General features: G+C 56.8%; 18 protein-coding genes. 7 read left to right on the forward strand and 11 right to left on the reverse strand.

Going from position 1 to position 26,987, the window contains the following annotated elements; translation table 11 throughout:
* Nucleotides 1-393: 393 nt before the first annotated feature.
* Together VEB01_RS15805 and VEB01_RS15810 are read right to left on the reverse strand one after the other, a co-directional pair.
* Nucleotides 394-1,590: an acetate/propionate family kinase gene (locus VEB01_RS15805; protein ID WP_324877091.1), complete on the reverse strand. Its 1,197-nt coding sequence runs from the start codon at nt 1,588-1,590 to the stop codon at nt 394-396.
* Nucleotides 1,591-1,668: 78 nt separating this feature from the next.
* Nucleotides 1,669-4,047 carry a phosphoketolase family protein gene (locus VEB01_RS15810; protein ID WP_324877093.1) on the reverse strand — a complete coding sequence of 793 codons (2,379 nt, stop codon included), beginning with the start codon at nt 4,045-4,047 and terminating at the stop codon, nt 1,669-1,671.
* Between the two features lie 340 nt (nt 4,048-4,387).
* Here VEB01_RS15810 and VEB01_RS15815 point away from each other — a divergent pair, with 340 nt between their 5' ends.
* Nucleotides 4,388-5,869, forward strand: a complete 1,482-nt coding sequence (locus tag VEB01_RS15815; RefSeq protein ID WP_324877094.1) for a lipopolysaccharide biosynthesis protein — start codon at nt 4,388-4,390, stop codon at nt 5,867-5,869.
* Nucleotides 5,870-5,905: 36 nt separating this feature from the next.
* Here VEB01_RS15815 and VEB01_RS15820 read toward each other — a convergent pair whose 3' ends face one another.
* Together VEB01_RS15820 and VEB01_RS15825 are read right to left on the reverse strand one after the other, a co-directional pair.
* Nucleotides 5,906-6,604: a rhomboid family intramembrane serine protease gene (locus VEB01_RS15820; protein WP_324877096.1), complete on the reverse strand. Its 699-nt coding sequence runs from the start codon at nt 6,602-6,604 to the stop codon at nt 5,906-5,908.
* 188 nt (nt 6,605-6,792) lie between these two features.
* A complete protein-coding gene (locus VEB01_RS15825; RefSeq protein ID WP_324877098.1) occupies nt 6,793-9,000 on the reverse strand; it encodes a primosomal protein N' in 2,208 nt (735 codons plus the stop codon).
* Nucleotides 9,001-9,367: 367 nt separating this feature from the next.
* Here VEB01_RS15825 and VEB01_RS15830 point away from each other — a divergent pair, with 367 nt between their 5' ends.
* Nucleotides 9,368-9,958 carry an HNH endonuclease gene (locus VEB01_RS15830; protein ID WP_324877100.1) on the forward strand — a complete coding sequence of 197 codons (591 nt, stop codon included), beginning with the start codon at nt 9,368-9,370 and terminating at the stop codon, nt 9,956-9,958.
* 59 nt (nt 9,959-10,017) lie between these two features.
* Here the strand turns inward: VEB01_RS15830 and VEB01_RS15835 are convergent, their stop codons facing one another.
* From VEB01_RS15835 to VEB01_RS15865, 7 genes are all read right to left on the reverse strand, one after another.
* On the reverse strand, nt 10,018-10,494 hold the full coding sequence (locus VEB01_RS15835) for an HMA2 domain-containing protein (RefSeq protein ID WP_324877102.1): 477 nt from the start codon (nt 10,492-10,494) through the stop codon (nt 10,018-10,020).
* 3 nt (nt 10,495-10,497) lie between these two features.
* Nucleotides 10,498-10,791, reverse strand: coding sequence for a DUF5132 domain-containing protein (locus tag VEB01_RS15840; protein ID WP_324877103.1), 294 nt, complete (start codon nt 10,789-10,791; stop codon nt 10,498-10,500).
* Nucleotides 10,792-10,912: 121 nt separating this feature from the next.
* Nucleotides 10,913-11,746 (reverse strand): EcsC family protein, encoded by an 834-nt coding sequence (locus VEB01_RS15845; protein WP_324877105.1) that lies wholly within the window; start codon nt 11,744-11,746, stop codon nt 10,913-10,915.
* A gap of 109 nt (nt 11,747-11,855) precedes the next feature.
* A complete protein-coding gene (locus VEB01_RS15850; RefSeq protein ID WP_324877107.1) occupies nt 11,856-13,226 on the reverse strand; it encodes an HlyD family type I secretion periplasmic adaptor subunit in 1,371 nt (456 codons plus the stop codon).
* Nucleotides 13,227-13,261: 35 nt separating this feature from the next.
* Complete coding sequence (locus tag VEB01_RS15855) at nt 13,262-18,757, reverse strand: VCBS domain-containing protein (protein WP_324877109.1); 5,496 nt, start codon at nt 18,755-18,757, stop codon at nt 13,262-13,264.
* A 7-nt stretch (nt 18,758-18,764) separates the two neighbouring features.
* Nucleotides 18,765-19,238, reverse strand: coding sequence for a hypothetical protein (locus VEB01_RS15860; protein ID WP_324877111.1), 474 nt, complete (start codon nt 19,236-19,238; stop codon nt 18,765-18,767).
* 235 nt (nt 19,239-19,473) lie between these two features.
* Nucleotides 19,474-21,654 carry a peptidase domain-containing ABC transporter gene (locus tag VEB01_RS15865; protein ID WP_324877112.1) on the reverse strand — a complete coding sequence of 727 codons (2,181 nt, stop codon included), beginning with the start codon at nt 21,652-21,654 and terminating at the stop codon, nt 19,474-19,476.
* Nucleotides 21,655-21,939: 285 nt separating this feature from the next.
* Between VEB01_RS15865 and VEB01_RS15870 the strand changes: the two genes are divergently transcribed.
* The 5 genes from VEB01_RS15870 to VEB01_RS15890 all read left to right on the forward strand — a co-directional run bounded on the left by VEB01_RS15870 (nt 21,940) and on the right by VEB01_RS15890 (nt 26,932).
* The gene (locus tag VEB01_RS15870) at nt 21,940-23,343 is read left to right on the forward strand and encodes a DUF6513 domain-containing protein (protein WP_324877114.1); all 1,404 of its coding nucleotides are present in this window, start codon (nt 21,940-21,942) and stop codon (nt 23,341-23,343) included.
* Nucleotides 23,340-23,918, forward strand: coding sequence for a DUF447 domain-containing protein (locus tag VEB01_RS15875; RefSeq protein ID WP_324877116.1), 579 nt, complete (start codon nt 23,340-23,342; stop codon nt 23,916-23,918). The genes VEB01_RS15870 and VEB01_RS15875 overlap by 4 nt, the downstream gene beginning before the upstream one ends.
* The gene (locus VEB01_RS15880; RefSeq protein ID WP_324877118.1) at nt 23,915-24,622 is read left to right on the forward strand and encodes a (5-formylfuran-3-yl)methyl phosphate synthase; all 708 of its coding nucleotides are present in this window, start codon (nt 23,915-23,917) and stop codon (nt 24,620-24,622) included. Before VEB01_RS15875 ends, VEB01_RS15880 begins: the two co-directional genes overlap by 4 nt.
* Nucleotides 24,623-24,636: 14 nt before the next feature.
* Complete coding sequence (locus tag VEB01_RS15885; RefSeq protein WP_324877120.1) at nt 24,637-25,647, forward strand: quinone-dependent dihydroorotate dehydrogenase; 1,011 nt, start codon at nt 24,637-24,639, stop codon at nt 25,645-25,647.
* Between the two features lie 94 nt (nt 25,648-25,741).
* Complete coding sequence (locus VEB01_RS15890; protein WP_324877122.1) at nt 25,742-26,932, forward strand: methyl-accepting chemotaxis protein; 1,191 nt, start codon at nt 25,742-25,744, stop codon at nt 26,930-26,932.
* Nucleotides 26,933-26,987: the final 55 nt, after the last annotated feature.

The following is a 26,987-nucleotide window of genomic DNA, read 5'->3' on the forward strand; positions in this document are numbered from 1 at the left end:
GCGATGCGTCGCCGCACCGTTGCCTCGTCATGCGTCCCTGTCTTCTTCACTCTTGCCCCGCGGCGCCGAAACACCTGCGACAAAATGCCCCACTCCTTTAGGGTGCGTTGCAGTCTATCACTCATTCATACCTTGTCAAGGCTATACGCATATATTCAGACGATGCGGCCGCTAAGGCCCGCGGGCCGCGCCAGGCCTTAGCTGGAAGGCAGGAACGGGATACGTCGTTACCCGCTCGCGCTTATATAGCTAAGAGAAAAAATCAAGACGTGCGGCTAGGTCGTCACAGAGAGGTGAGCACTGCCCTTCGGAATAACGCAGCGCTCCGCGCGGCAGACAAATATCTGGCGCGCCTGGGTGTGGGGTAACAAATCCAGCCGCTTTTTTCTGATGTTATTCGGTTGAGACCACACCCCGGGCTTCGATCACTTCAGCAGACTGGCGGGCGATTTCCAGTTCCTCATCGGTGTACACAACCAGGATTTTTACCCGACTATTGGCAGCTTGAAGTTCTGCCATTCCGCCCGGCTCTATCGTATTTTTCGGTATGTTGATCGTAATCCCGCAGGACTCTAGGCCCGAGCAAATTTTGTGGCGGATCGGGGCAGCATGCTCGCCGATACCTCCTGTAAAGACCAACGCGTCGACATGGCCTAGGACTGCCAAGTAGCTCCCAATGTATTTCTTGATCGCGTAACAATAGGCTTCAACGGCCAAACGAGCGTCTCCGTCGCCCGCTTCGGCGCACGCCAAAACCTCACGCATGTCATTCGCTCCTGCAAGCCCCTTGAGCCCGCTATTCGTGCTTAGAAGTCGCTCTAGCTCGCTCACCGAGTATTTGCCGGATTTCATTAAATAGAGCACGATGCCCGGATCAATGTCGCCACACCGAGTACCCATTATTAACCCGGCCAAAGGCGTCATACCCATTGATGTATCAACACTCCGGCCTTGCTTAATGGCTGCGGCACTCGCTCCATTACCAAGGTGCAACACGATGAAATTGCACGACTCCAGCGACCGCCCAAGATATGCCGCGGTACGTTTCGTTACATACGCAAAGGATGATCCATGAAATCCGTACCGGCGTATTCGATCATCTCGATAAAATCCTTTCGGCAGCGCATAACGATATGCATAGGGCGGCATGGATTGGTGAAATGCCGTATCGAAAACCGCCACCTGAGGCACGCCGGGCCAGAGTTCACGGCAAACCTCTATTCCCAGTAGATTTGGCGGGTTATGTAAAGGCGCGAGGGGAATAGCGGCTCGAATGGCCTCTATGACCGCATCGTCCACGACAACTGCGGAACTGAAAGCCTCACCACCGTGCACTACGCGGTGCCCGATACCGAAAAGCTCATTTGGTTCCTGCAGTTCGCCCGACTCCCTAAGCCTGTGCACCACTTCGGTGATGGCTTGCCGGTGGTTAGTGAATCCGCTCGCCCCATCAGCACCAACCGGAGAAGCAGGAGCCTCTCCGATTCGTTCAATAATGCCCGACACCAAGACACGTTCGTCACTCAAACCGAACAACCGATACTTTACGGACGAACTGCCGGAATTGAGGACTAAAAGCTTCCTCGACATGACTTATGGGTTAAGCGCAAACATGCATCTTCGAAGCCTTCCCGGAGACTCGGGCAAAGCCGCATAACCTTCGGCTACTCATTGCGGCCATTTCCAATTGGCAAACTCCGGCTTGTCCACGCCGTGCTCGTACGCGTAATTGCTGCATTCGATCTGCATATCCCGGAATTTTTCCTTGGCATGGGCTCCCGCGACCAATAACCCCGGCACGCGGTTGATCACATCGATCGCCAGACTGAAACGGTCGACTTCGTTTTGAATGGCCAACTCCAGCGGGGTGTTGATATTTCCTTTTTCCTTGTACCCGCGAACATGCAGGTTCTGGTGGTTTGCCCTACGGTAGGCAAGGCGATGAATCAGCCATGGATAGCCGTGAAAGTTGAAAATAATCGGCTTATCCAGGGTGAACAGACTATCGAAGTCGCGGTCGGACAGGCCATGGGGGTGCTCGCTCGGAGGCTGCAACTTGAACAAATCCACCACGTTGATGAAACGAATCTTCAAGTTCGGGAAATGCTCCCGCAAGAGCACAATAGCGGCAAGCGCTTCTTGTGTGGGTATATCGCCGCATCCGACCATGACCACGTCGGGCTCGTAACCTTGATCATTGCTCGCCCAATCCCAGATCCCGATGCCCTTGATGCAATGCTTTATGGCCGCGTCCATACCTAAATATTGCAGATGCTTCTGTTTGTCCGAGACAATTACGTTGACGGTATAGGTGCTTGTGAGGCAATGATCCGCCACACACAAGAGCGTGTTCACGTCCGGCGGCAGATAAATGCGAGTGACTTCCGGACTCTTGTTGACTACGAGATCGAGAAATCCGGGATCCTGATGGGTGAAGCCATTATGATCTTGCCGCCAAACGGTAGATGTGATCAGAAGGTTTAGGGACGATACGGGGGCACGCCATGATATATCGTTGGAGATGTCCAACCACTTTGCGAACTGGTTGAACATGGAGTCGATAACGTGAACGAAGGCTTCGTAGGTCGAAAAGAATCCGTGCCGCCCCGTCAGCAGATAACCTTCCAGCCAGCCTTCAAGCGTGTGCTCCGACAACATCTCCATGACGCGCCCATCTGGCGATAATTCGCCGCCATCGGCGTCTTCCGGCAAATAATCCGCCAGCCACATCTTCTTGCTGGCCTCATATACATCGTCCAGTTTGTTTGAAGTAGTCTCGTCCGGGCCAAATACCCGAAAGTTACTGGGATTCAGCGCCATAATGTCGCGCAAAAACCGCCCGAGGGCGCGAGTATTTTCCGACCTTTCGGCGCCGGGATTTAGTACCTCGACAGCATACTCGCGAAAATTGGGCATTCTTAGGGCTTTACGGAGCAAGCCGCCGTTAGCGTGGGGATTAGCGCTCATGCGCAGGCTCCCTTTGGGAGCCAAGGCTTTCAATTCGGGAACAAGGCGGCCGTTAGCATCGAACAGTTTCTCCGGCTCATAACTTCGCATCCAATCTTCGAGCATCTCAAGATGTGCCGGATTTTGAGTTACCCCAGCGAGCGGCACCTGGTGCGAACGCCAAAAACCTTCTATCTTGTGGCCATCAGCCGTCTCAGGGCCGGTCCAACCCTTGGGGCTGCGCAGCACAATCATGGGCCAGCGCGGCCGGATCGGCCTGCCATCACGGCGGGCCTCCTGCTGAATCCTGCGAATCTCGAGTACGCAATGCTCCAAAGTGGCAGCCATCGCTTGATGCATGATCTCAGGATCACTGCCTTCGACAAAATAGGGTGTCCATCCATAACCCTCGAACAGCCGCTCCAGTTCCTCATGAGGAATACGCGCCAAGATAGTCGGATTATTAATCTTATATCCGTTGAGATGGAGGATCGGTAGCACGGCGCCGTCCCGGACGGGATTGAGGAATTTGTTGGAATGCCAAGACGTCGCCAAAGCGGCGGTTTCCGCCTCGCCGTCGCCGACGACTACGGCAACCAATAAGTCGGGATTGTCGAATGCCGCACCGAAGGCATGGGAAACGCTGTAGCCCAGCTCGCCCCCTTCATGGATCGAACCCGGCATTTCCGGCGTGCAATGACTACCGATGCCTCCAGGGAACGAAAACTCCCTGAACAAGAGACGCATGCCCTCTTCATCTTCATTCTTATTCGGATAGATCTTGGCATACGTGCCCTCAAGATAGATCGGCGCCAGCACACCCGGCGCGCCATGACCGGGGCCGGCGATAAAAATCGCATTTAGATCGTATTTATTAATTAGCCTGTTGAGATGAACGTAGCTGAAACTTAATCCGGGACTGGAACCCCAATGGCCTAGCAGACGCTCCTTGATATGCTCCGGTTTCAATGGCTTTCTCAATAAGGGATTGTCCTTCAGGTAAATCATCCCGACCGCAAGGTAGTTGCACGCCCTCCAGTAGGCATCGAGCTTTTGCAGCTCATCGGTGCCCAGAGGGTTTTCTGCGATAAATGGCGCCATTAGGTTACCTCGATCTGCTTGTTAGCCGATGAACTTAAAATACAAGACCACACAAATCCAAATTGGGCCTTCCCACGATTTGCTTTGCGCGTTTCCAAAATCAATAAAACGTTTTAATTTGACACGCTTAAATGACCAAAATTTGACTGCATTTAAACGCAGGACCATGCGAATGCCGAGACAGCTGTCCACGAATCCGAGGGGCTCTCTCTGCACGCGGCAAACTCAAGAGACTGCCGGGCACGGAGCGACTCGCATGAACAAAAGTAGACAAGATTTTGGCGTCTATTCAGACTCGCCATAAAATGGCGGCCTTCAAACATCTCCGGCATATCAACTTTTGAACCCTCTCCGCAAGCTCGCCTCGCAAACCGCCATTTACGGCTTGAGCAGCATCATCGGCAGGTTTCTCAACTATCTGCTGGTACCGCTGTACACCTATACGTTTCCGGCGCAGGAATACGGCGTCGTTTCGGAGTTCTACGCCTATGCCGGTTTTTTCGCCGTACTGCTGATCTTCGGTCTGGAAACGGGCTATTTTCGCTTCAGCAACCGGCAAGAACTCCGGTCAGACGCCGTGTACTCGACGGCGCTCGGCTTCCTGATCTTGGCGAATCTGGCGTTTGTCTCCGGAATAGTCGTATTTCGCGAGCCTCTCGCCTCGCTGCTCCGTTACCCGGAGCATCCGGAATATCTGGTGTGGTTCGGCGCGATCCTGGCACTCGACTCCATAGCCGCGCTGCCGTTTGCCAAATTGCGCTCCGAAAACCGGGCCTGGCGATTTGCCGGCATCAAACTGATCGAAATCCTGCTCGCTATCGGACTCAATCTGTTCTTCCTGGTTTATTGCAAAAAGGCCGACGAGCTTTGGCCAAACTCGCTTGGCGCTCAATTGTATGACCCGGCTATCGGCGTCGGTTATATCTTTTTGGCCAATCTTGCGGCCAGCGCTTTCAAACTCTTGCTGCTCCTGCCTCAGTTTAGAAGCTTGCGGCTAGGACTCAATTCGCGTCTATTGAAAAGCTTGCTAGTTTATTCCCTGCCCATGGTGGTTATCGGCTTCGCGGGAATGGTCAACGAGATGCTCGACCGCGCCATTCTAAAGTTCATGCTGCCCTACGATCTTGCGACCAATTTGCGCATGCTGGGTATCTATGGCGCCTGTTACAAGCTGTCGATATTGATGTCTCTCTTCATACAGGCATTCCGCTATGCCGGCGAGCCTTTTTTCTTTGCCTATGCCGGGCGAGCGGACGCAAAGCGCGCTTATGCCCTCGTCATGAAGTACTTCGTGATCTTCTGCGTGTTCATCTTTCTAGTGGTGACCTTGTACATCGACGTATTCAAGTACTTTGTCGGCGAGGAATACCGGGAAGGACTCGACGTCGTGCCCGTCCTGCTCTTGGCCAACCTGTTCCTCGGCATCTATGTGAACCTGTCCATCTGGTACAAACTCACCGACCGAACCCTGACGGGCGCATGGGTATCGCTGATCGGCGCCGCACTGACCATCGCGTTGAATATTTGGTGGATCCCGATCATGGGCTATATGGGTTCCGCCTGGGCAACCCTGGCGTGTTATGCCGCGATGACCGTTATGTCGTACGCTCTGGGCCAATACTATTACCCGGTTCGTTACCCAATCGGAACGATCACTGGCTATCTCCTACTGGGGCTTTTGCTGTACGGCGGACACAAGGAATTGGTGGAATCGTGTGGCTGGACGTCCTGGACGGTTGCTTCCGCCTTCCTTGCGCTTTACCTCCTGATTGTCGCCCTGGCGGATATGCGACCCTTGCTCAGGAAACGGCAGGTAGCATGAAACTCTTTCAAGCCAGTACTTTGAACATCGGGAAAATCAGTATCGGTTATACGGCCCCGGCGCATGCCGGAGGTGCTGAGCCAGATAATCCGGGCGATGCATTGGGCCGACCAATATCAAGCCCGCCAAGAAACCGCCGATATGAGCCCAAAACGCCACACCGCCACCGGCCTCTTGCAGGGCGGGGAGTCCGGCTGCAATCTGGATAAAAAACCAATATCCCAGCATCGCGATAGCGGGCAAAGCCACGGTGGTCACGTAGAATCCAAGAAAAATCAGGGTAACCACCCTAGCTTTTGGATAGAGTCGGGCATACGCGCCCATAACACCCCCGATCGCACCGGACGCGCCCACCATGGGTATTGCCGCAGCCGGATCGGTGAAGATTTGAGCGGCGGCGGCTGCCAAACCGCACACTATATAAAAAATAAAGAACCGGATCGGCCCCATCGAGTCTTCGACATTGTCCCCGAATACCCAAAGAAACCAGAGGTTCCCGATGATGTGGAACCAGCCGCCATGAAGGAACATATGAGTAACCAAGGTCAGAACGGATGTACTTCCGTCCAGCTCGCAGCCTAGATTGTTTCCGAGGGGGATAACGGTTCCGACCGGCGCGAGGTCGAACAACTCACCCGGAATCAATCCGTACATGCATAACGATCTCGCCAGCGGCTCGCCGCTCCCCATACCTTGAAGAAAAACCCAACTGGCGATATTCAGGCCGATTATCACGAGCGTCGCCACAGGCCTCCTGACAATTGGATTTTCGTCTCGTAATGGGAACATAGCTTCCTCGCATGCTTGCTGAGTCTTATGCAGAAAAATCTTTAAGGCGGCTCGCGGCGATCACTTCTACTCTGATGCTAAGGTGAGCCCCGCTGGAAAAAAAGCCAAGGCCCCCATCAATGGGATCTTAGACGTCAATAAAGGTCAACGGGATCAATATCTATAGACCAACGGACCCGTTTGACTTCCTCAAGTTCCGAAACCATCGGCAGCAGCGTATTGATAAGACTATGCAGCGCATTGCGCTTAGAGGACTGAAACAGCAACTGATAACGCTGCCGCCCCGCTCGCCGCGCCATTGGCGCGGGAACCGGCCCTAACACCTGCAGACCGGGCGATGATCGCTCGTGCGCGAGATTAGCCACACGATCCAGAAAGCGTAGCGGCGCCTCGGCGTCGGACGCCTCTGCCCGCCACAGGATCTGATAGGTGAAGGGAGGCAGATGAGCCGCCCGGCGCTCCTCCGAGCAGGCTTTCGCAAAACCGGAATAGCCGTCTCTAATCAATACCTGGAGCAACGGATGACCTGGGTGCCGAGTCTGCAGCACTACCGCGCCCATTCGCTCTTCGCGCCCGGCGCGACCCGCCACCTGGGTAATTAGCTGAGCCGTCCGTTCCCCGGAACGAAAGTCGGTGCTGTACAGACCGGAATCCACGTCAGTGATCCCGACCAGAGTCACCCGCGGAAAATGATGGCCTTTGGCCAGCATCTGCGTGCCGATAAGAATATCCACCCGACCTTCATGAATATCGTTCAAAAGCGCTTCCAATTGCCCTTTGCGCCGCGTGCTGTCGCGGTCGATACGGGCAACGCGGGCGTCGGGAAACAACTCGGCCAAAACTTTCTCCACACGCTCGGTCCCCAAGCCCAACGGGCGCAGATCCTCACAGCCGCAGCCGGTGCAAGAACTGGCTAAGGACTGTTCAAAACCGCAGTGATGACAACGTAGACGCTCGTCACCGGCATGAACTACCAAGTTCGCATCGCAGCGCCGGCAGCGAGCCACCCATCCGCAGGCGTGACAAATCAAAGTCGGCGCGAAGCCGCGCCGATTGACGAACAGCAGCGCCTGCTCACCCCGACTCAATGTATCCGCGATGTAAGCGATCAGCGCCGGCGAAAGCCCTTCGCGCAAGCGCTGCGCTCGAATATCGAGCAATCGAAAGCTGGGCTGGACCGCTCCGCCGGCCCGGTGAAGAAGCTGCAAATGGCGATAACGCCCCTGCCACACATTGCAGAGACTTTCCAAGGACGGCGTGGCTGATCCCAGCAAAATGGGAATATTGAGCAGGCGAGCTCGCATGACCGCCACATCTCGCGCCGAGAAGCGAAATCCATCCTGCTGCTTGAACGAAGTATCGTGCTCCTCATCCAGAATAATCATCCCCGGGGACTTCATCGGCGTGAACACGGCGGAACGAGTGCCGAGCAGGATACCCACCTCCCCTCGCTGCATTCGCAGCCAGGAACGGCAACGCTCGGTCTCGGTAAGACCGGAGTGGAATATCGCGACCGGAACCGAAAAGCGCGTACGAAAGCGGGCTTCCAGCTGAGGCGTCAGATTGATCTCCGGCAGCAAAATCATGATCTGCTTGCCGCGCTCCAGAACCTCCTGCGTCAATTGCAAGTAGACTTCGGTCTTACCGCTGCCGGTGACGCCTTCCAGCAGGAAAGCGCTGTAGGCGTCCATGGCTTCCCGCACGGTGGCTATGGCATGCTGCTGCCCCTCGTTGAGTTCGAAAGGAGGAGATTCAAATAAATGGCGAGCGGGTACTTGGGCTTCCTGACTCTGGCACCAGCACGCCATACCTTTACGAATCAGACCGTCGGCGGCGCCACGCCAATCCCAATCCAATCCGCTCAGAACCCCGTAAGGAACGCCGTCCGGGTGCTCGCGGAGCAATCCGATCAATGCCGTTTGGCGAGGGGCTCTTTTGCACGATTGCTCCGCAACGGTATTGTCCTCCTCGGTCAGGCGCAAACGCCGTTCTCCCGCGAGCTCAGCTGCACTGCCCTTGCGTAAGAGGACGGTCAGAGCCGCTGACACGACCTCGCCAATCGGATAGTGGTAATACTGACTCGCCCACCGCAGCAATCGAAGATCGTCCGGAGACAGCAATGGAGCGCTGTCGAGTATCGCTAAAGCCTCCTTCAAACGTCCATGGTCCACCACCGATTCCTCTGAGATTTCCAGCAGAATACCGATCTTCCGACGACGGCCGAAAGGAACTTCAATGCGGACGCCGCACGTCAAATCCTGCAAATTGGTGTTTGGAGGCGGGAGATAGTCGAACAGCCGCCGCAAGGGAACCGAAACGGCGATCTTTAGAATCTTCGGCATATTCACCTAATCGGCACATAACCCGGGTAAAATCGGGAAAACCGCACCAGGCCTCACGGTGCCAGCAACGTTTGCTTATCCACAGTTTCTGTGGATAACTTTGTGGAATAGGTGTCGGGATGTTGCCGAAAAATGCATGAGAACTAGGGTTTCATCAAATTGTAAAAATTTTGGCCAAAACTTACTTTTATATTTTTATCAATGACTTAACGAACCCAGAAGATACTAAATTCTGGCAGCACCGATCCAAATTTCTCCTTGACAAACAAATTGAATACACTGTGCATAAGTTGACTGACGACACTATCCGGAATCAATCGTTTAACCATTTTGCAATGAAAGACAGCAATCGACCAATGGAGGAGCTATGGAGATTCATCATTTACAGGTGTTACGTACCGATGCCTCTGGCATGCCGCTGGAATGGATAGGCTACCAAGAGGCGGCAAAGCTTTATCATCTAGACCAAGTGGCCTATAGCTGCGGTACCCACCTGTATACGCTGCGCGGCGGAATCAATGCCAAGACGGGTCGCCGCAGCCTGATCGAAGTCAATTCGATTATCGCCACGCTTCACCATCACAATCACGGCCATGGCATTGACCCCAATTACGTTCCGCCCCTAAGCAATCCCGCCCTGTTCCGCCGCGACAATAACCTTTGTCTCTACTGCGGCCATCGATTCCACCATAGCGATCTTTCCCGCGACCACATTACTCCGATCAGCGTCGGAGGAGCCGACACCTGGAACAATGTTGTAACCGCTTGCAAGCGCTGCAACAACCACAAAGCCGGACGGACCCCGGAGCAAGCCGGCATGCAACTCCTCGCCATCCCGTTCGCCCCGACCCATGCCGAATATGTCTACCTGCAGGGACGCCGGGTGCTAACCGATCAAATGGAATTCCTGAAAGCGCACTTTCCCCGCAAAAGCCCTTTGCATCAGCGCTTGAGTTAGCGCCTCAGGAGCCGTTAGACGGCCTGGGACGTCCGACAGGATGCAAGCACATTTTTGGCCTAGTGCTTGCCGATTTTATCCGCACCAACCAAACCGATCGCCTCCCAAAGCAGGGAAACTGCCGGCACCAAAAGCTGTCCCCGCCTCGCCTGATGAACCGCCAATCCCAGCAATAAAAGAAAAAAGACCGACTGCAAATCCACCAATCCGCCACTCACCGAGTTAAGACTGCGGTCAAACGCGTCAAGACCTTCGGAGGCATGCTGGCCCAGGGTACGGACGGGCGCTGCCGATACGGGTTTCACGGAAAACAAAGCGGATTGCTCGGCATACTTTGCAACGTCGACCGCGCGCGTTTCCGAGGAATGAAGCAGCAACACGCTACCGGTGAGCGCATTGGGCGCGACGCGCGTAACGCCCGGACATTGGGTTAAACGCTCGGCAAGATCGGCAAAAAAAACCGCATCGCTGCGCTTTTCGGGAATTCTCAGTCGCAAGCGGCCGGGAAGCTCATGAATGACAAAGGCCGAGACCATCGTTCAGCCTTTCGGATGGGTTTTCGCAGCGGTTTCCTCGGCAGCTTCAAAGCCTTCCGCAGCCGCCGCCTGTTCCGCCAATTCCGCCCGAACCTCGGCTACCAAATCTTCGAGGGTTTCACCGGCTTCAGCCGCCCACTCGCGGCCCTTTTCGAAAAGCAGAATGCCTGATTTCACGGCTGCACGAGCAGCCGGCCGCAACGCCGGCGCAAGAATGACGCCGGCCGCCACCACACCTAGCCCGATCACAACACCTTTTGCCACACCATTTTCGAAAAAATCGCCGAGACCTGCCATCGATACCTCCGTGGACCCCAGAAATGTCCTGATTGATGAAAAACGAAACCTCGGCTTGCCTAGAAGCCAAGGCTATTATGCCAGTGGGCCAAGGACCACGAAAAGTTTAAATAGAGAAAGACTAAGCCGCCGCGTACAGCAGCCTGTATTCGGGACTGCGCAACTTATAGTACTCGGCCTGGACGAGGCTCGGACTGTACTTGCGCTCGAGACGGCGGATCGTAAAGTGGCTACGTGCCGTATCTTGAAAGTGCTGAATGAACACGCTATTGATCAAAGCGCCGCCTACCGCCCCGATGATCGGGATTATTTCCGCAGCAGCCTTTTCCGAGACCGTTATGCCGAAACGGCTCGAGATCATCGTAATGAAATCCACCAGCATCGGTGCCCCGGCACGATTGGCAAGGCCATTCTGAGCGATATAGCTAGAGGCTGCCGCGACGGGCATCTCCAAAGCGAGACGCAATCCGTAGTAACCGGTGTCCGCCGCATCATCCTCCTTCGAGCGCCCACCCAAGGCAAATACTTCCAAGCACGCCAGCCGGGTTGCGATATCGTCCAGATTTTCACCCGTGCTACGGGCGATATCGGCGATTGAACGCAACATAAGGGTGGTCGTAAACGGCAGTTCCACCAGCAGGGCCGGCCCGCCGAAAAAACCGCCGACCGCACCACTCGCTATGCCCAGCAACTTGTAGCAGGCGTCATGGGACGCCGCGCCCTGTTTATTCTTCAAACTCGCGACCGCCACGCCCAAGGCTCTCCAAATGGCATTTTCAGCGCAGCGCTGCAAACCTTGGTGCAACTGCCTCGGCAGGAGCTTAACCCCCTTCTCCAGTGGTGTCCCAATGACATCGGCAAGCCTGACTGCGAGACTGGGATGTTCGAGATGCCGGTGCGCCCGCTTAAGGCTCAAATAGTCCTCGCGCGACAAAGCCGTGGGTATGGTGTTCATAATCGGACTCGCTTGTTCGGCTAATGACAAACCGCGAACAGTTCGTTAAAGCTTCGCGAAAATAGCCGTGCAAGGTTACGATTTTATTACAGCTGTCATCTCAGAATTGTTATCGCTCCCGGGCAGCCTCATGGAACGCCTTCTGAAGCGGCGAGAGTAAATACTCCAATACTGTCCGCTCTCCGAGCTTTATTTCAGCCGCAATCTGCATTCCGGAAGCCAGCTTGTAGGGCACCTCATCCGCCACCAACTGCTGGCTTTCGAGCGTAACGAGTGCCCGGTAAACCAGAGCATCGGTTTGCTTGCTCGCATCCACGGATTCTTCCTGCGAGTCGGCTGCGTCAGCCGCCACATAACTCACCCGACCGTCCACCATGCCATACTTTTGGAATTGGAAAGCGGCCAGCTTCAATTTCACAGGCTGATCGGGCCGAATGAATCCGACATCTTCGTTCGATACCCATACCTCTCCGCGCAAGGATTCGGAAGCGGGCACCAAGGTCATCAGAATAGTGCCAGGCTGAGCAACAGTGCCGATAGTATGCGTTGCCAGATCCTTTACCACTCCCTCCTGAGGAGATTTAAGCTCAAGCAACCCCTGCCGGTGATCCTGTTTCGCAAGCTCCTGCCTAAGCTTCTCAACCCTTTCGAATACTTCCGCCCGCTCGGCCCGTAGCTTCTGCAGATAATCGGCTTCAAGCTGAGCAATCTTTCTCTCCGATTGCATCATGCCGGCCTCTTCGCGCGCGATGATGAATCTTTGGGCTCGAAGATCCTGCTCTTTCTCGATCACCTCCCGCGTCTTCTCGTTTGCCATAAGCCTGCCGGCAAACCCCTTCTTCATGAGCTCGCGGTAAGCTTCGCCCTGCTCTCTGTAGTGAGGCAAAATCTTTTCCAACTTCTCCTCGGTCTCACGGGCCGCGGCCCTTTCCTGCCTAGACCGTTGCCAGGCCGCTTTCTCCTCGGCGATTGCCGTTTCAAGAGCCCGGCGATTGGCGACGTACTGCGCCTCCGTTTCGCGAAAAAGTTGCGGAGGATCATTTGAATCGGGCACCAACGGCCGATCCGATAATTCCGCGTCGATACGCCGCAAGGCAAGCGATTTTTGCAGAAATTCCGTCCGAAGCGCTTCCAAATCGGCTACCGCCAACGTCCTGTCCATACGTATCAGCACTTGCCCTTCCCTAACGACATCCCCCTCGTTGACCAGGATTTCCTTCACGATACCCGCTTCGGCAGGCTGCACGATCTTGACGTATGTTTGAGGAACGAGTTTGCCGTGAGCCACCGCGACCACGTCGAGTCGACAAAGTGCGGCCCACGCTACGGTGACCACAAAGAAAATCAATGTCAGCTTGAATACCGCACGCGGCAAAGGACGTGGCGGCATCGTCTGGATGCGCAGCATATCCGGAGCGAATTCGGCAGGATTCGTCCCTAAGCCGCGGTTATAACGCTGTGGTTTCAATGCGGCCTTCATGGCTAACCTCCTCCACTTAACCCCCCAAGATCACCTCAAGCAACAGGGCGGAAACCTTCCTGCAGTCCTCGGAAAGGCTTTAGACGATTGCCATCACCGCCCAGGGAAAGCGCATCCTCGGCAAATCCGACCGTTGAACCGAGAAAGCCATCGAAGCCGGCAAAATCTTTGCCAGTGACCGCGTCGTTCCCGGTAGCCGCCCCATCCGTCTTCGCCAGATGAGCCAACAGGCGTTCGTCCAAATCACTCCAATGCGACAAGGCGTCCCATGTGCCGGGATCCACCGTAGTGGAAAGCTGGGTAGCCCTACCGCTTTCTAAACGATCTGGATCGATGTAAGTAGGCTCTTGCAAATCCTGCGGTGAGGCATTGAACCAGCGATAGCTATCGGCAATCGAGTCTTCCGCGATGCCATGATTTTTAGACCCTATTGGCTTGGGACCGCCCCCTGTATCTGCGTCCATCACTGGAGCATCTGCCGGAGCGGATATGTTCGACACCGGTGTTTCGGGAATCACAGGCGCTCCACCGGCACCCTCTTGTCGGCCCGCATGCGCATTGCTGCGGTGACTCGGTAATGCCTGAGCCGCGTGAGCCTGCTTTAGCTCGGGCGCGGCTACTTGAATGCTATCCGGCGCAATTGCCGAAATCTCCGGCGGATTCACATCGGGTTGATAGCCGTTTCCACCTTGAGCGCCCGGATTGCCGGGCGAAGCTCCGGCCCCATCGTTGAAGCTATAATCGTGGCCCGGAGGCGGGGCATCCGGACCATTCCCGGCGCCTTCGTTGCCGACGCTTCCACCGCCGCCCGTCTTGGCGGCAAACGTGAGCCGGAAAACATCTTTTGCCGCAAGGCTCCGGCTTAGATCGCTGTTGTCCGCAGCCCTATCGGTGGCGGTGACGCCGATGTCGAGATAGCTGGAGGCGTCCCGCGGCACGCGGCCTGAAAACGTTCGGGTGGATGCATCGAAACTCAGCCAGGAGGGTAACGCCGAGCCATCGGCGAGCGAGGCGCTATAGACAAGCACGTCACCCTGGTCGACATCGGCGAAGGTTCCGTCCGGCACCTGCCAGGAATAGGCGGTATTGGTCGATATAGTCTGATCGGGCAGCGGCGAGACAATCGCGGGCGCGTCATTGCTTCCCGATACCGTGACATCCAATCCGGAGGAAACTGCGACGATTCCGTCGGTCACATCATACTCGAAACGATCGACGACCTGCTGATAACGCCCGAGCGATTGAACGGCCGCCGAGGTGTTGTCCAAAACGTAGGTATACCCGCCGTCTGCTCCCAGCGAGAGCGTGCCGTAGGCGCCTGCATAAATACCGGGCGCGGTCACTCGGAGCGCCGTGCCCGCATCGATATCGCGGTCGTTGGCCAACAGATTGCCGGTTGCTGTAAGACCACCATCCTCGATCATGTGGAGCGTGTCGGGCTCCGCGGTCGGCGCGTCGTTGCTGCCGGCAATCTCGACGACTACGAATGAAGACGCCGTCGAAGCACCCGCCGGATCATCGTCGGTGACGGTATAGCCGAAGCGTTCGGTCACCGTCTGCCCGGCGGCAAGCGCCTGCACCGATATCGAGGTATTGTCGAGCGTATAGTTGAGATTGCCGCCGGCATCGAGCGCCAAGGTGCCGTAGGCACCCGCGTACATACCAGGATTAATCACTCGCAAGGCCCGTCCTTCAGGGTCAACGTCATTGGCGAGTGCATTGCCATAGGCCATGATCACGCCGTCCTCGGATAACGCCATAACGTCTTCCATCGCCGAAGGCATCTGATTGCGCGGGATCAGCGCTTCGACGCCTGCCCGGTTCAGCGTGGCACCGTCGCCCAGTATGACGCTTTGGAAACTGCTCGCCGGGTCGAACCAGTTTTTCACCGTAAGCCGGTCGTCGCTGGTGTCTTTGATGGAGATCAGAAGATCATCTCCCTGGCGCATCAAAGTTACGTTATCGATTCCCAGATCGCCGACAAGTTGCACGGCGTCGCTGCCCGCACCGTCCAAAGCGAAATCCTGCCCATCACCCCGGCCGAAGCGATAGATATCATTGCCATCGCCACCTTCGAGGATGTCGCTCCCGGCGCCACCCGCCAGAACATCGCTTCCGGCTTCGCCATAGAGACGGTCGGCTCCGGCATCGCCCACCAGGACATCATCGCCGATCCCACCATACAACCGATCGTCTCCGGCGCCGCCGTAAACGATGTCGGCCCCTTCGCCCGCCAGCACCCGGTCATTGCCTTCGCCGGCGTCCGCCCAGTCGTCGCCCGCATCCAATTCCACGACATCGTCTCCGCCGCGAGCCATGACGACATCATGGCCCTCGTGCGCACGGATGGGCTCGCCAAAGGCTGTGCCGGAAAGAAAATCGTCGAAGGGCGTACCTTCTATTTGAAAGCCTAACGCCTGGACCAACTGCTGGCGGCTCATGACAGTGCCGTCGGCAAATTTAATGTATTCGATGCCTCCGGGACCGAGAGGATCCTCCGAATCGAAATCGTCGAGATGGATTTGGCTCCCATCGGTAAAAACCAGCTTGAGCGAACCCACGTCCAAGCGCAAATCATTCAAAGTGGCGCCGTTGTAGAGCACGAGCCAATCAATGCCGCCGCTGTCGGCGATGTGATCCACGCCTTCACCCAATCCGTAGTAATAGACGTCGTCCCCCAAACCGCCGTCCAGCATGTCATCGCCTTGTCCACCCAGCAGCAGGTCGGCTCCGTCGCCGCCAATGAGCGTATCGTTGCCGAGCTCGCCGAACAGGGTGTCGTTCTCGCTCCCGCCGTCCAGGAGGTCGTCGCCTTCTCCGCCCTGCAACTGATCTATCCCGGCATCGCCGTAGAGCGTGTCGTTACCGAGCCTACCCGCCATGAGATCGTTGCCATCACCGCCTGAGACCGTATCATCTCCTCCCTGCGCATCGATCACATCATCCCCGTCGCCGCCGTCGATGATATCGGCCTCGCCACTCGTATCGCTCCCACCGTTATCTCCGACGATTTGGTCATTGCCGGCTCCACCGTAAAGTACATCCATGCCGGCGTTGCCCATCAAGAAGTCGGCGCCGTCGCCACCCCAAATCTCATCGTCCCCGCCTTCGCCCAACAGGGTATCGTCGTCCGCCCCACCGTCCAGGAAATCATCTCCATCATCCAGGCCGATACCGCTGTCGCCCTGGAGCCAATCGATGCCCGCACCTCCGAACAGGGTGTCGTCATTGCCGGCGCCGAGCAGAATATCGTCGCCCGCCTCACCATCGAGATAATCGGTGCCTTGGGCAACACCAAGAACGTCGCCATCCAACCGGTCATTGTCAGCGCCGCCGAACAATCTGTCGTCGCCGGCATAGCCCAGCAGTCTGTCGTCACCCCCTTCGCCGGCCAGATAATCATCGCCCTGCTCGCTTTCCGGAGTATCGGTTTGATCACCATTGATCCAGTCGTTGCCACTGCCACCGAAAATATGGTCATGGCCGCTTTGCCCGAACAGGACGTCGTCACCGCTACCGCCGTCGATCCAATCGTCCCCTTGATCCCCGAATACCCAGTCGGCCCCGCCACCGGCATAGATGACATCGTTTCCACCTTCAGTGGGAAGCTCGAAATAGGTATTGATATAGGTAAGGTGATAGGCGATGCTGCCGTTGCTGGTGGGAACGGTGCTTCGCTCCACGGTCCAGCCGTTCAAGACAACGTCGGTTTCGAGATCGCCGTTGATGTTGTCGTTGCCGGCCCCGCCCAAAATCAGGTCGTCCCCGTTCCCGCCGTTCAAGGCATCGTTGCCGATGTCGCCCACCAAGGTGTCGTCGTCCACGCCGCCGTCGAAGAAGTCGCCCTTGAGGCCGGACGGAGCCACATCTTGCCGGGCCAATGCCGCCTCAATGGTGATTTCGGCTTCGGCGTAGAGCTTGTCTTGCCCGTCATCACCTCGCAGAAAATCGGGGTCCGCGCCGCCGATGATAGTGTCATTACCTGCTCGACCGGCGATGGCATCGCTGCCTCCTCCGCCTTCAAGCCAGTCATTACCACCTTGATCGGCATAAAGGACGTCATTACCACCGAAGCCCTGCATGAGGTCGTTGCCGGCCGTGTCTTGGAGGACATCGTTGTGATTGGGTTCGATCAAATCGCCGAGGATGGTTTGATCGGGCATGAATGTGGGTATCTGGTCATCGACCAGCTTCATGTGGAATGACTCGGGATCGAAGGCATCTCCGAGCTCAAGGGTCGAGCCGTCCGGCAACATCAACTTCCAGGGGCTGTTGTGAGTCAGCGCTAAAGTCTGTTCGCCGACCGTCTTGGTCCAGAGATTCTGGTCGGTTTTTTTGATGAAGACACCGGAAGCAAATAAATTCTGAGGAGTCTGATCATCGATGATGATCGAGCCGCCGTCCGGGTCGATGATCCGGTCATTGCCGTCGCCGGAATGGTAGATGTAGATGTCATCGCCCTCACCGCCTAACAGATAATCATCGCCTTTGCCGCCTTCTAGAGTGTCGTTGCCACGCTCACCGTACAATACGTCCCGCCCATCAAGTCCTTTCAGTACATCGTCGCTTTGCCCGCCTAAAAGAAGATCATTACTAGTCTGCGCCTGGGCATTTGCTGAATTGGTCTGGTCCCTTCCGGTTAGTTGATCCCGAAGGTCGAACCAGAAATCGCCCACCAAGACTTCACCGTTAATATCTGCGCTAAAACCTTTATCGGTCACATAGTTGAAAATAAGCAGATCCCGCGCTGGTTTCAGCGCTTCCGCCAGGGTGTTCACAGGATCAAATACAGAAAGACCGTAGTCGTTGTTGGCCTCGGCGATCATGTTGCGGCTACCCACATTCCCGAAAAGATCAACACCGAATTTAGCTTCATAAGCCGTGATGGCGTCGTGATGGCGGGTGTACATGCGGAGAACGTGCATGGCCTCGGCTTCACCAACATTGGTTGGATTGTCGTATAGGCCGAAGAGCTCTGCCTCGTAATAGCGGCGTTTAGCGATTCCAGGCGCAAATGCCGAGCTTGCGGCATTTGCTCCGTACCTGATATCGAACCATGCTTCAGCTCGATCTGCGTTACGGATGGCATTATAAAATCCTTGCATTTTATTTCGCACATTCCCGGTCCCGCGATTGTAGGTTACAGATACGAGCGCGACGCGCTCCCATGACTCGGGCATGACGAGATCATTGGCGGGCGCCTCATATTTCTGGTAAGTCTGCCCCAAGAGTGCTTTCGCTTCCTCCTTCGTCAACGTCTTGCCGAACTGACTAAGTGCGATGGCCGTCTTTTGAGCTCGAGCCGCTGCGTCGATCTGCTGTAATACCGCCAAATCCACAGCACTTAGATTAATACCGGCAGCTTGCCACAGCACAACATTATCGTTACGCTCGAACGTGTATCCGTATCCAATCGTCGACTTGCCATCATGGAGGTCAGTAACCCTGAAGAGGTGTCCTTCCATTTTGCTGATTACATCGATAACCGCATCGATATACAGTTGCGTAGTCAGAGTTCTATAGGAAAGCATGGGAGTCCTAAATATGCGGGCAAATCAATTTTATTGCTTGCTTAGTAACTTGATAAACGCGGCGCTTATCTCGCTTAATTTCTTCTGGCTCTAACAGTCCTTCGCCCACAATCACATAAAGGTAGGCCCCCACGCGAACCAAGAAAAAACGCTCTTCTTCCAATTCAAGCCGTTCACCGGTTGAAAGCTCAATATATAAGGTGCAGAGTGCATCGAGGCTTGCCCCGCAACTCCTCAAAATGTGATCGCCGACGCCATCGCTGTCTATATCTAGACCAGGGTATATATCATCCCCACCGTCTAGCGGTCGGTAGTCGACTTCAAAGCCGGGAGGGGCACGCCCCGCTTGCCGGGCTGCCAGCAATCCCTGAATCTCCACACAGACTTTAGGTTGGACATCAGCGACAGTAATCGCTGCAATGAAAAATGCGCATGTGCCTATAAATAGGCTCAAAGCATTAGCGATATTGATACTGCTCATTTGGTTTTTGCATCATTAATGGGCAAAGCCATTGCAACTTGAGAAGTCCTTTTACACCGCATAATCCTTGCACCCTAAACAGAACTTAACCTGCAGAATATTAAAACCGGGCACCGAAATCTGTGACATCGCTCACGGTTTTTTGTCAGTCGTAGATTACACATTAGTCATGAGCGGCCTATACACCGCCCCGCCATCCTCGGTACTGCCGATCATTTCCACTAGATGAAACGCCCTAATTCTCTACTTCGACACCCCGATTTTCCTCACGCACAGCCGCGGCAATCCCCAAAATCACTGTCTCATCCACCCGCAAGCCCTTGGGTACCTGGTGCGCGATAAAGAGAATCGTGACCTTGCCCTTCAACTGGTTGATGGTCGCGGCGAAGTGCTCAGCCGTTTGGGCATCGAGGCTGGATGTGGCCTCGTCGAAGATCAGAATATGAGGACGCTTGAGTAAAGCTCTGGCAATGGCGACACGCTGCTTCTGGCCTCCTGAAAGGCCCACCCCGTGCTCGCCGATCTCGGTCTGGTAACCCTTGGGCAGTTTTTCGATGGTGTCGTGAATCTCCGCCAGCCGGCACGCGTTCACGATATCGCTGAAACCGGTCAATGGATTGGCCATGTGGAGGTTGTCGTAGAGGGTACCGGAGAAAAGAACGGTCTCCTGGGGCACAACGCCGAACCTGGCGCGCAGCTCGTTGGCTGCAAAGTATCGGATATCCTGGCCGTTCAAAAGGATTCGCCCTTCGGACGTCCGGTAGAAACCGAGCAGGAGCTTTCCGAGCGTGCTTTTTCCCGAACCGGAGGGTCCCATGATCAGAGTCGTCTTGCCCGGTTTAAAGGTGTAGGAAAACCCCCGATAAATCCACGGCTGGCTTTCGTCGTAGCGGAAACCGATACTCTCCAGCTCGATCGTACTCGAAGCGGAACCGGTGCGAACGGGAACCAGCGAGTACGGCTCGTCCGGCGCACCCATCAGATCACCTAGACGTCTGACCGAAAGGCTCGCCTGCTGAAACTCTTGGTATAACCCGACAATCCTCAGCATAGGCTGGGAGAGCCGCCCGGCGAACATTTGGAAAGCGACCAGCATGCCGATGGTGAAGCCGTCGTTATTCATGACCAAGAGCGCACCGGCCACCAGTACTGCAAGCCCTTGGATCTGATCCAGGGCACCGGCGGCGGTATTGTAAGTGTTGGCAACCTGCCGGGTATCGAATCCGGCGGCCAAGTAATCGGCAAAATAGCTGCCGTAGCGCTTCTCCAATTGGGGTTCGAGTTGAAGCGCTTTGACGGTCTCCATTCCGGACACATATTCCGTGACGAACGCCTGGTTGCGAGCACCCAATAGGAACTGCCGATTCAAGCGCTCCCGGAACAGCGGGGTGACGGCAAGACTGAGAAGACCGAGCAGCAACAATATGCCCAGAGAAATCAAGGAAAGCTGCCAGCTGTACCAGAACATCACGGCCAACAAAACGGTCATGAAAGGCAGATCGAGAATCAGCGTGACCGCCGCGCCGGAAAGGAACTCACGGATGGTTTCCACGCCCTGTAGCCGGGCGACCAATGTGCCGGTGGGACGATGAGCGAAATACTGCATCGGGAGCCTGAGTAAATGGGCGAAGACTCGGCTGCCCAAAACGGCATCGATACGGTTGCCGGTATGGAGCACAAGGTATTGCCGCACCCAGGAGAAGATGGCGGAGAAGATGATGGAAAGGCCAAGCCCGACACTCACCGCCACAAGAGTGGCTTGGGTCTGGTGAACGACGACCTTATCGATGACCACCTGAGTGAACAGCGGCATGGCAAGACCGACGAGTTGCAGGGCGAGTGACGCCGCAAGGATGTCTCGCCAAACCTGGCGATGCCTTAAGAGCTCCGGGACAAACCACGCGAAGCCGAAAGGTTTTTCCGTGGCCAGCTCGGCGCCATCCTTATCCCTTACCGGGTCCGATTTGAGAGCGAATAGATGAAAGACCGGATCTAAACGGCCGACCAGCTCATCGCGGGAACACTCCTTGGGAGTCACGCAACCCGCCTCGAAGTAGAAGACCCGCCCCTCCTCCGATCGCGCAACCAGAATCGGAACGGCCCATCCCTGCTCCGCGGCACGGGATCCTTGAGCATGCTCGTTTGCAACCGGCTCTTCGCGCGGCCCCCGCAGAAAAGCCAGGCAAGGCAATGTGAGCACCCCAAAATCACCAATGGCATCGGCGGCAACCACACCGGTTCTAAAATCGAGATCCTCAGCAGCGTTCAGCACATCAGCGACGGCATAACCGCCGTTCTCGCCCGGCGGGTGGCGCTGTAGCAGCAGGCGTGCGTCAAAGGGAATATGGTGCAGTCTGCATAGGCTGCCTAATATCCATGTGAACGATTCCTTCGAGATCTTTTGCTTGCGCTCCATGATTATCCTAGTCCGAGTATGTTCATTCGACTAAACGGAGGCCCTCCAAAAGCGAACATCCAAGGTCCGGCACCTTAAGCGCTGCTTTTTCTCAGCCTTCATGATTGACCGATCGGGACGGCGAGACGAAATATAGTCCAACGGTGCGCCAGCGAGTGCAGCGTCACACTGTTCCATACCTGCCGTTAAGACCCAGGGTCTTCGGGGAGCGGAACCCCGATCTTTGTTATAATCGCGCGGTCCAAGCCCGTAACGCGTCTATCTCACCACCTTCCCCACCGTTAAATGCCCGAGCACATCCTGTTTCTCACCGGCAAGCTGGCGGAAAAGCAATTGCGCCGCACTCTGGAGGACATGGAACCGGAGTTCGGGTACACCGTGCATCAATTGGGGCTGACCGTGGCGGCGCTGATGACGGCGGACATGATCCGGCGGCGGCTCAAGGACACCTTCGGCGCCGACCGCGTGTTGGTGCCGGGGCGCTGCCGGGGCGATCTCGAAACCTTGTCGAAGGACATGGGTATTCCCATCGAACGGGGACCGGAAGAATTGCACGATCTGCCGGAATTTTTCGGCAAGAAGAAGAAAAAGCCGGATATCAGCCGTTACGAACTCCGCATCTTCGCGGAAATCGTCGACGCACCCCGGTTGGACATCGACGGCATCCTCCGCCAAGCGCGCGACTACCGGAAGGACGGCGCCGACGTGATCGACGTCGGCTGTTTGCCGGCGACGCCGTTTCCCCATCTGGAGGAGGCGGTCGGCGCGCTCAAAGCCGAGGGTTTCCAAGTCAGCGTCGATTCGCTCGAAAACGACGATCTGCTGCGGGGCGGCACGGCGGGCGCCGACTTTCTGCTGAGCCTCCATGAAGAGTCGCTGTGGATCGCCGACCAGGTGGCCTCAACCCCGATTCTCATTCCCGCCAAACACACCGATTTGGATTCGCTCGACCGAGCCATTCAAGCCATGCGGGCAAAAAGCCGCGCCTTCATCGTCGATCCGATCCTGGACCCGATCCATTTCGGGTTCACCGATTCGCTGGTCCGCTACCATGAGGTCCGGAGGCGCCATCCGGATATCGAGATCATGATGGGGGTCGGCAATCTGACCGAACTCACCCATGCCGACACCGCCGGCATCAACGCGACCCTGCTGGGAATCTGCTCGGAGCTGCATATCAAACACATCCTCGCTACCCAGGTCAGCAAGCATGCCCGCAGGGCCGTGCGCGAGGCCGACCTGGCGCGCCGCATCCTGTTCGCCGCCCGCGAACTGAATACGCTGCCCAAGCATATCGACGACCGGCTGATGGCCCTGCACGAGCGGGCGCCGTTTCCGCTCAGCCGCGAGGAGATCGACGAAGTCTATCGACAGATCAAGGACCCGAGCTATCGCATCCAGATCAGCCCGGATGGCGTGCACATTTTCAACCGCGAGGGCTTTCACACCGCCGCCGATCCCTTCGAGCTCTATCCGAAGCTGGGCGTGGAAACCGACGGCGGCCACGCCTTTTATCTCGGGGTCGAGTTGGCCCGGGCGCAGATTGCCTGGCAGCTCGGCAAGCGTTACTCGCAGGACGAGCCCTTGCAGTGGGGCTGCCATGTGGAAGCGCCCGAAAGAGCGATCGATCCCCACGCCTACAAGCCCGCCGGTTCGACCTTACAGAAAACACCGAAAGACGAAGAATGATTCGCGAAACCATCATCACGAGCTGTTCGCCCCAAGGCGTTGTGCACATCGCGCCCATGGGCGTGCATGTTCTGGACGACGAACTGCTCATTATGCCGTTCCGGCCGTCCACCACCTTGGATAACGTTCTGGCCAGCCGCGCTGCCGTCATCAATTACACCGACGACGTCCGCATCTTCGCCGGCTGCCTCAGCGGGCGCCGCGATTGGCCGCTGATCCAAGCGGAACGCGTACCCGGCCAACGATTGGCCGAAACTCTCGCCCATGCCGAACTGGAACTGCTGCGCTGGGAAGAGGACGAGCTCCGGCCGAAGCTTTACTGCCGCGTGGTTCACGAAGCGAATCACGCGCCGTTTCGCGGTTTCAACCGGGCCCAGTACGCCGTGTTGGAAGCGGCGATCCTGGTCAGCCGCTTGCACATGCTGCCGTGGGACAAGATCGAATCCGAGCTCGCATATCTCCGCATCGGCCTGGACAAAACGGCGGGCGCCAAGGAACTGGAGGCTTGGGGCTGGCTGATGGACATGATCGAAGACTTCAAACACGCCAACCCCGACAAGGCGGTCCGAACATGACCGGCATGCTCGCCAGCGTCACCAACCTTGCCGAAGCCCGCCAGGTTCAGGAAATCGGCGTCGACATCATCGATTTGAAAAATCCCGCCGAAGGAGCCTTGGGCGCCTTGGCCGTTGCCGAAGTCAGCCGCATCGTCAGTCGATTGGGCGGCGACCGGCCGGTCAGTGCCACCGTCGGTGATCTGCCGATGGAACCCAGTATCGTACTGCCCGCCGTGGAAGCGATGGCGGCGACCGGCGTCGATTACGTGAAAATCGGTTTTCTCCCCGGCGGGGACTGGGCCGGCGTCATTCGTAGCTTACAACCCCTCGCCCGCCGAAATGTCCGTCTTATCGCGGTCATGTTCGGCGACGAATCGCCGGATCTGCATTGGCTCGGGGAGCTCGCAGCGGCCGGTTTCGCCGGAGCCATGCTGGATACACGGGATAAGAAAAAAGGATCGCTGCGGCAATCGTGCTCGAACGATTTTCTCCGGACTTTCGTTTCCGAAACTCACTCGCACGGCTTGCTCTGCGGCTTGGCCGGATCGCTTCGCGCCACGGACATTGCACCGCTGCTGGAATTGAAACCCGATTACCTGGGCTTCCGAGGAGCCCTGTGCGGCGGCAATCGCGTCGATGCCCTGGACCTCGATGCCGTACGCGCAATTTCAAACCTAGTAAGTGGCGAGCGCGGCAATGCATCGCCGCGAACCGCCGCCTGACTGCCGGAAAACCGATGCTCTACGAGTTGCTTCGCCCCTTGCTGTTTCGCCTCGACCCTGAAACCGCTCACCATCTTAGCTTGGCCGCGCTTCAAGGCTTGAGCCGGTTGGGATCGCTCAATCCTCTTTTCCGATCGCCAACCGCCGGCCAACGGACAGTAATGGGCCTCACCTTCCCGAATCCGGTGGGTTTGGCCGCGGGGCTCGACAAGAACGGCGAATGCATCGACGGTCTGGCCGCACTCGGTTTCGGTTTCATCGAAATCGGCACCGTAACGCCTCGCCCCCAGCCGGGCAATCCAAAACCGCGCCTGTTCCGCCTGCCCGAAGCCGAGGCGCTCATCAATCGCATGGGCTTCAATAATAAAGGTGTGGACTACCTGGTCGAGCAGGTCAAAAAAGCGCGTTACCGGGGCATACTCGGCATTAACATCGGCAAAAACCGCGACACACCGCTGGATCGGGCGCTGGACGATTATCTGATCGGCCTGCGCAAGGTGTATCCGTATGCAAGCTATGTCACGGTGAACATCTCCTCCCCCAACACGCCCGGCCTACGAGACCTGCAAGCCGGCGAAAACCTGGAACATCTGCTGTTCGGCTTGCGGCAGGAACGGGAAAATCTGGCGCAAACTCATGGTCGGCGCGTTCCGTTGGCCGTCAAAATCGCTCCCGATCTCGAATCGGATCAGGTCAAACACCTGGCGGACGCCTTGGTCAAAAACGGGATCGATGCCGTGATCGCCACCAATACCACCGCCTCCCGCGAAGGCGTGGAAGGGCTTACCCACAGCGAAGAAACCGGCGGACTCAGCGGCCGCCCCTTGTTTGGTAAAGCTACCGATGTCGTCGCCCACCTCGCGCAAGCTTTGCGGGGAGCCATCCCCATCATCGCATGCGGCGGCATCGTCGGCGCCGAAGAGGCTCGCCGGAAATTCGAGGCCGGCGCGGATTTGATTCAAATCTACACCGGCTTCATCTACCGAGGCCCGACTTTGGTCAAGGAGATCGTCAAAAACTTATAAAAGACGCCGACTTGCGTCCGCCCGACGGCTCGAAAATTTCTGACTACACTTGTGACTCAGGTCGCAGAACAATAATTAACCCAGAGATCGAGCCATGCTGAAATCTATCGTGGAGAACCTAAATCTGTCCCGCCAGATGTATTTGGCCATGGGCGTGGGCATAGTCGGCGTCACTTCGGTGACGTTCATAAGCATCAAGACGGCGGGCGGAAACAATGACATAACCGACGTTATCGCTACGGCTGTCGCGGCATCGCTCACGATGCTGGCGCTGGCGGCCTATCTGGGCCGGCATTCCGCGAAACGCGCCGAAAAGCTGGTGGAGGCACTGACCGCGATGGCCGCCGGCGATTTCACCAAGGACATTTCGCTGCAAGGCAAGGACGAATTCTCGTGGATGGCCTGGAAGTGCAGCACGGTAGGAAAAAACCTGACCAGCATGGTACGGGATATCGTCAGGGATGCCGAGCAGTTGGCCGCCGCGGCGGAAGAACTGTCCATGATCACCGAACAAAGCCGGCAGCGTGTCTTCAATCAGAACCAGCAAACCGAGCAAGTCGCTTCGGCCATGACCGAAATGTCGGCGACCGTTCACGAAGTCGCTCAGAATGCATCCCGCGCGGCCGAAGCCGCCCAGGATGCCAACGAACAGGCCAAGAACGGCACCTCGGTTGTAAGGCACACCATCCAAAGCATCAACGGCCTCGCGACCGAGGTGGAAAAAACGTCCGAAGCCATCAACAAGCTGAAAGAGGACAGCGTGAGCATCGGCGCCGTTCTGGACGTGATTAGAGGCATTGCCGAGCAGACCAATTTGCTGGCGCTCAACGCCGCCATCGAAGCCGCACGCGCCGGCGAGCAAGGCCGGGGCTTCGCGGTCGTGGCGGACGAGGTCCGCACCCTCGCAAGCCGCACCCAACAGTCGACCCAGGAAATCCAGGGCATGATCGAGCGGCTCCAGACCGGAGCAAATCAAGCGGTTTCCGCCATGGTGCAGGGCAAGAGCGCGGCTAAAACCAGCGTGGATCAAGCGATCAACGCCGGCGAATCGCTCGAAATCATCAACCGCTTCATCGACACCATCAAGGATATGAATACGCAAATCGCCGCGGCCGCAGAGGAACAAAGCATCACCGCCGAAGAAATCAACCGCAATGTCGTCAACATCAGCGGAATCTCTCATGAGACGGCTCAAGGCTCCGAGCAGACGGCGACCGCCAGCGAGGATTTGGCCCGGCTAGCCTCACACCTTCAGGAACAGGTCACCCGATTCAAGATCCGCTAGATCCTTTCACAGAGTTGCCAGGGACGGCCACGGCTCCTCTTTCTGCGCAAAAGCA

It is taken from the genome of Methylocaldum sp. (genome assembly GCF_035627495.1).
GTDB lineage: Bacteria > Pseudomonadota > Gammaproteobacteria > Methylococcales > Methylococcaceae > Methylocaldum.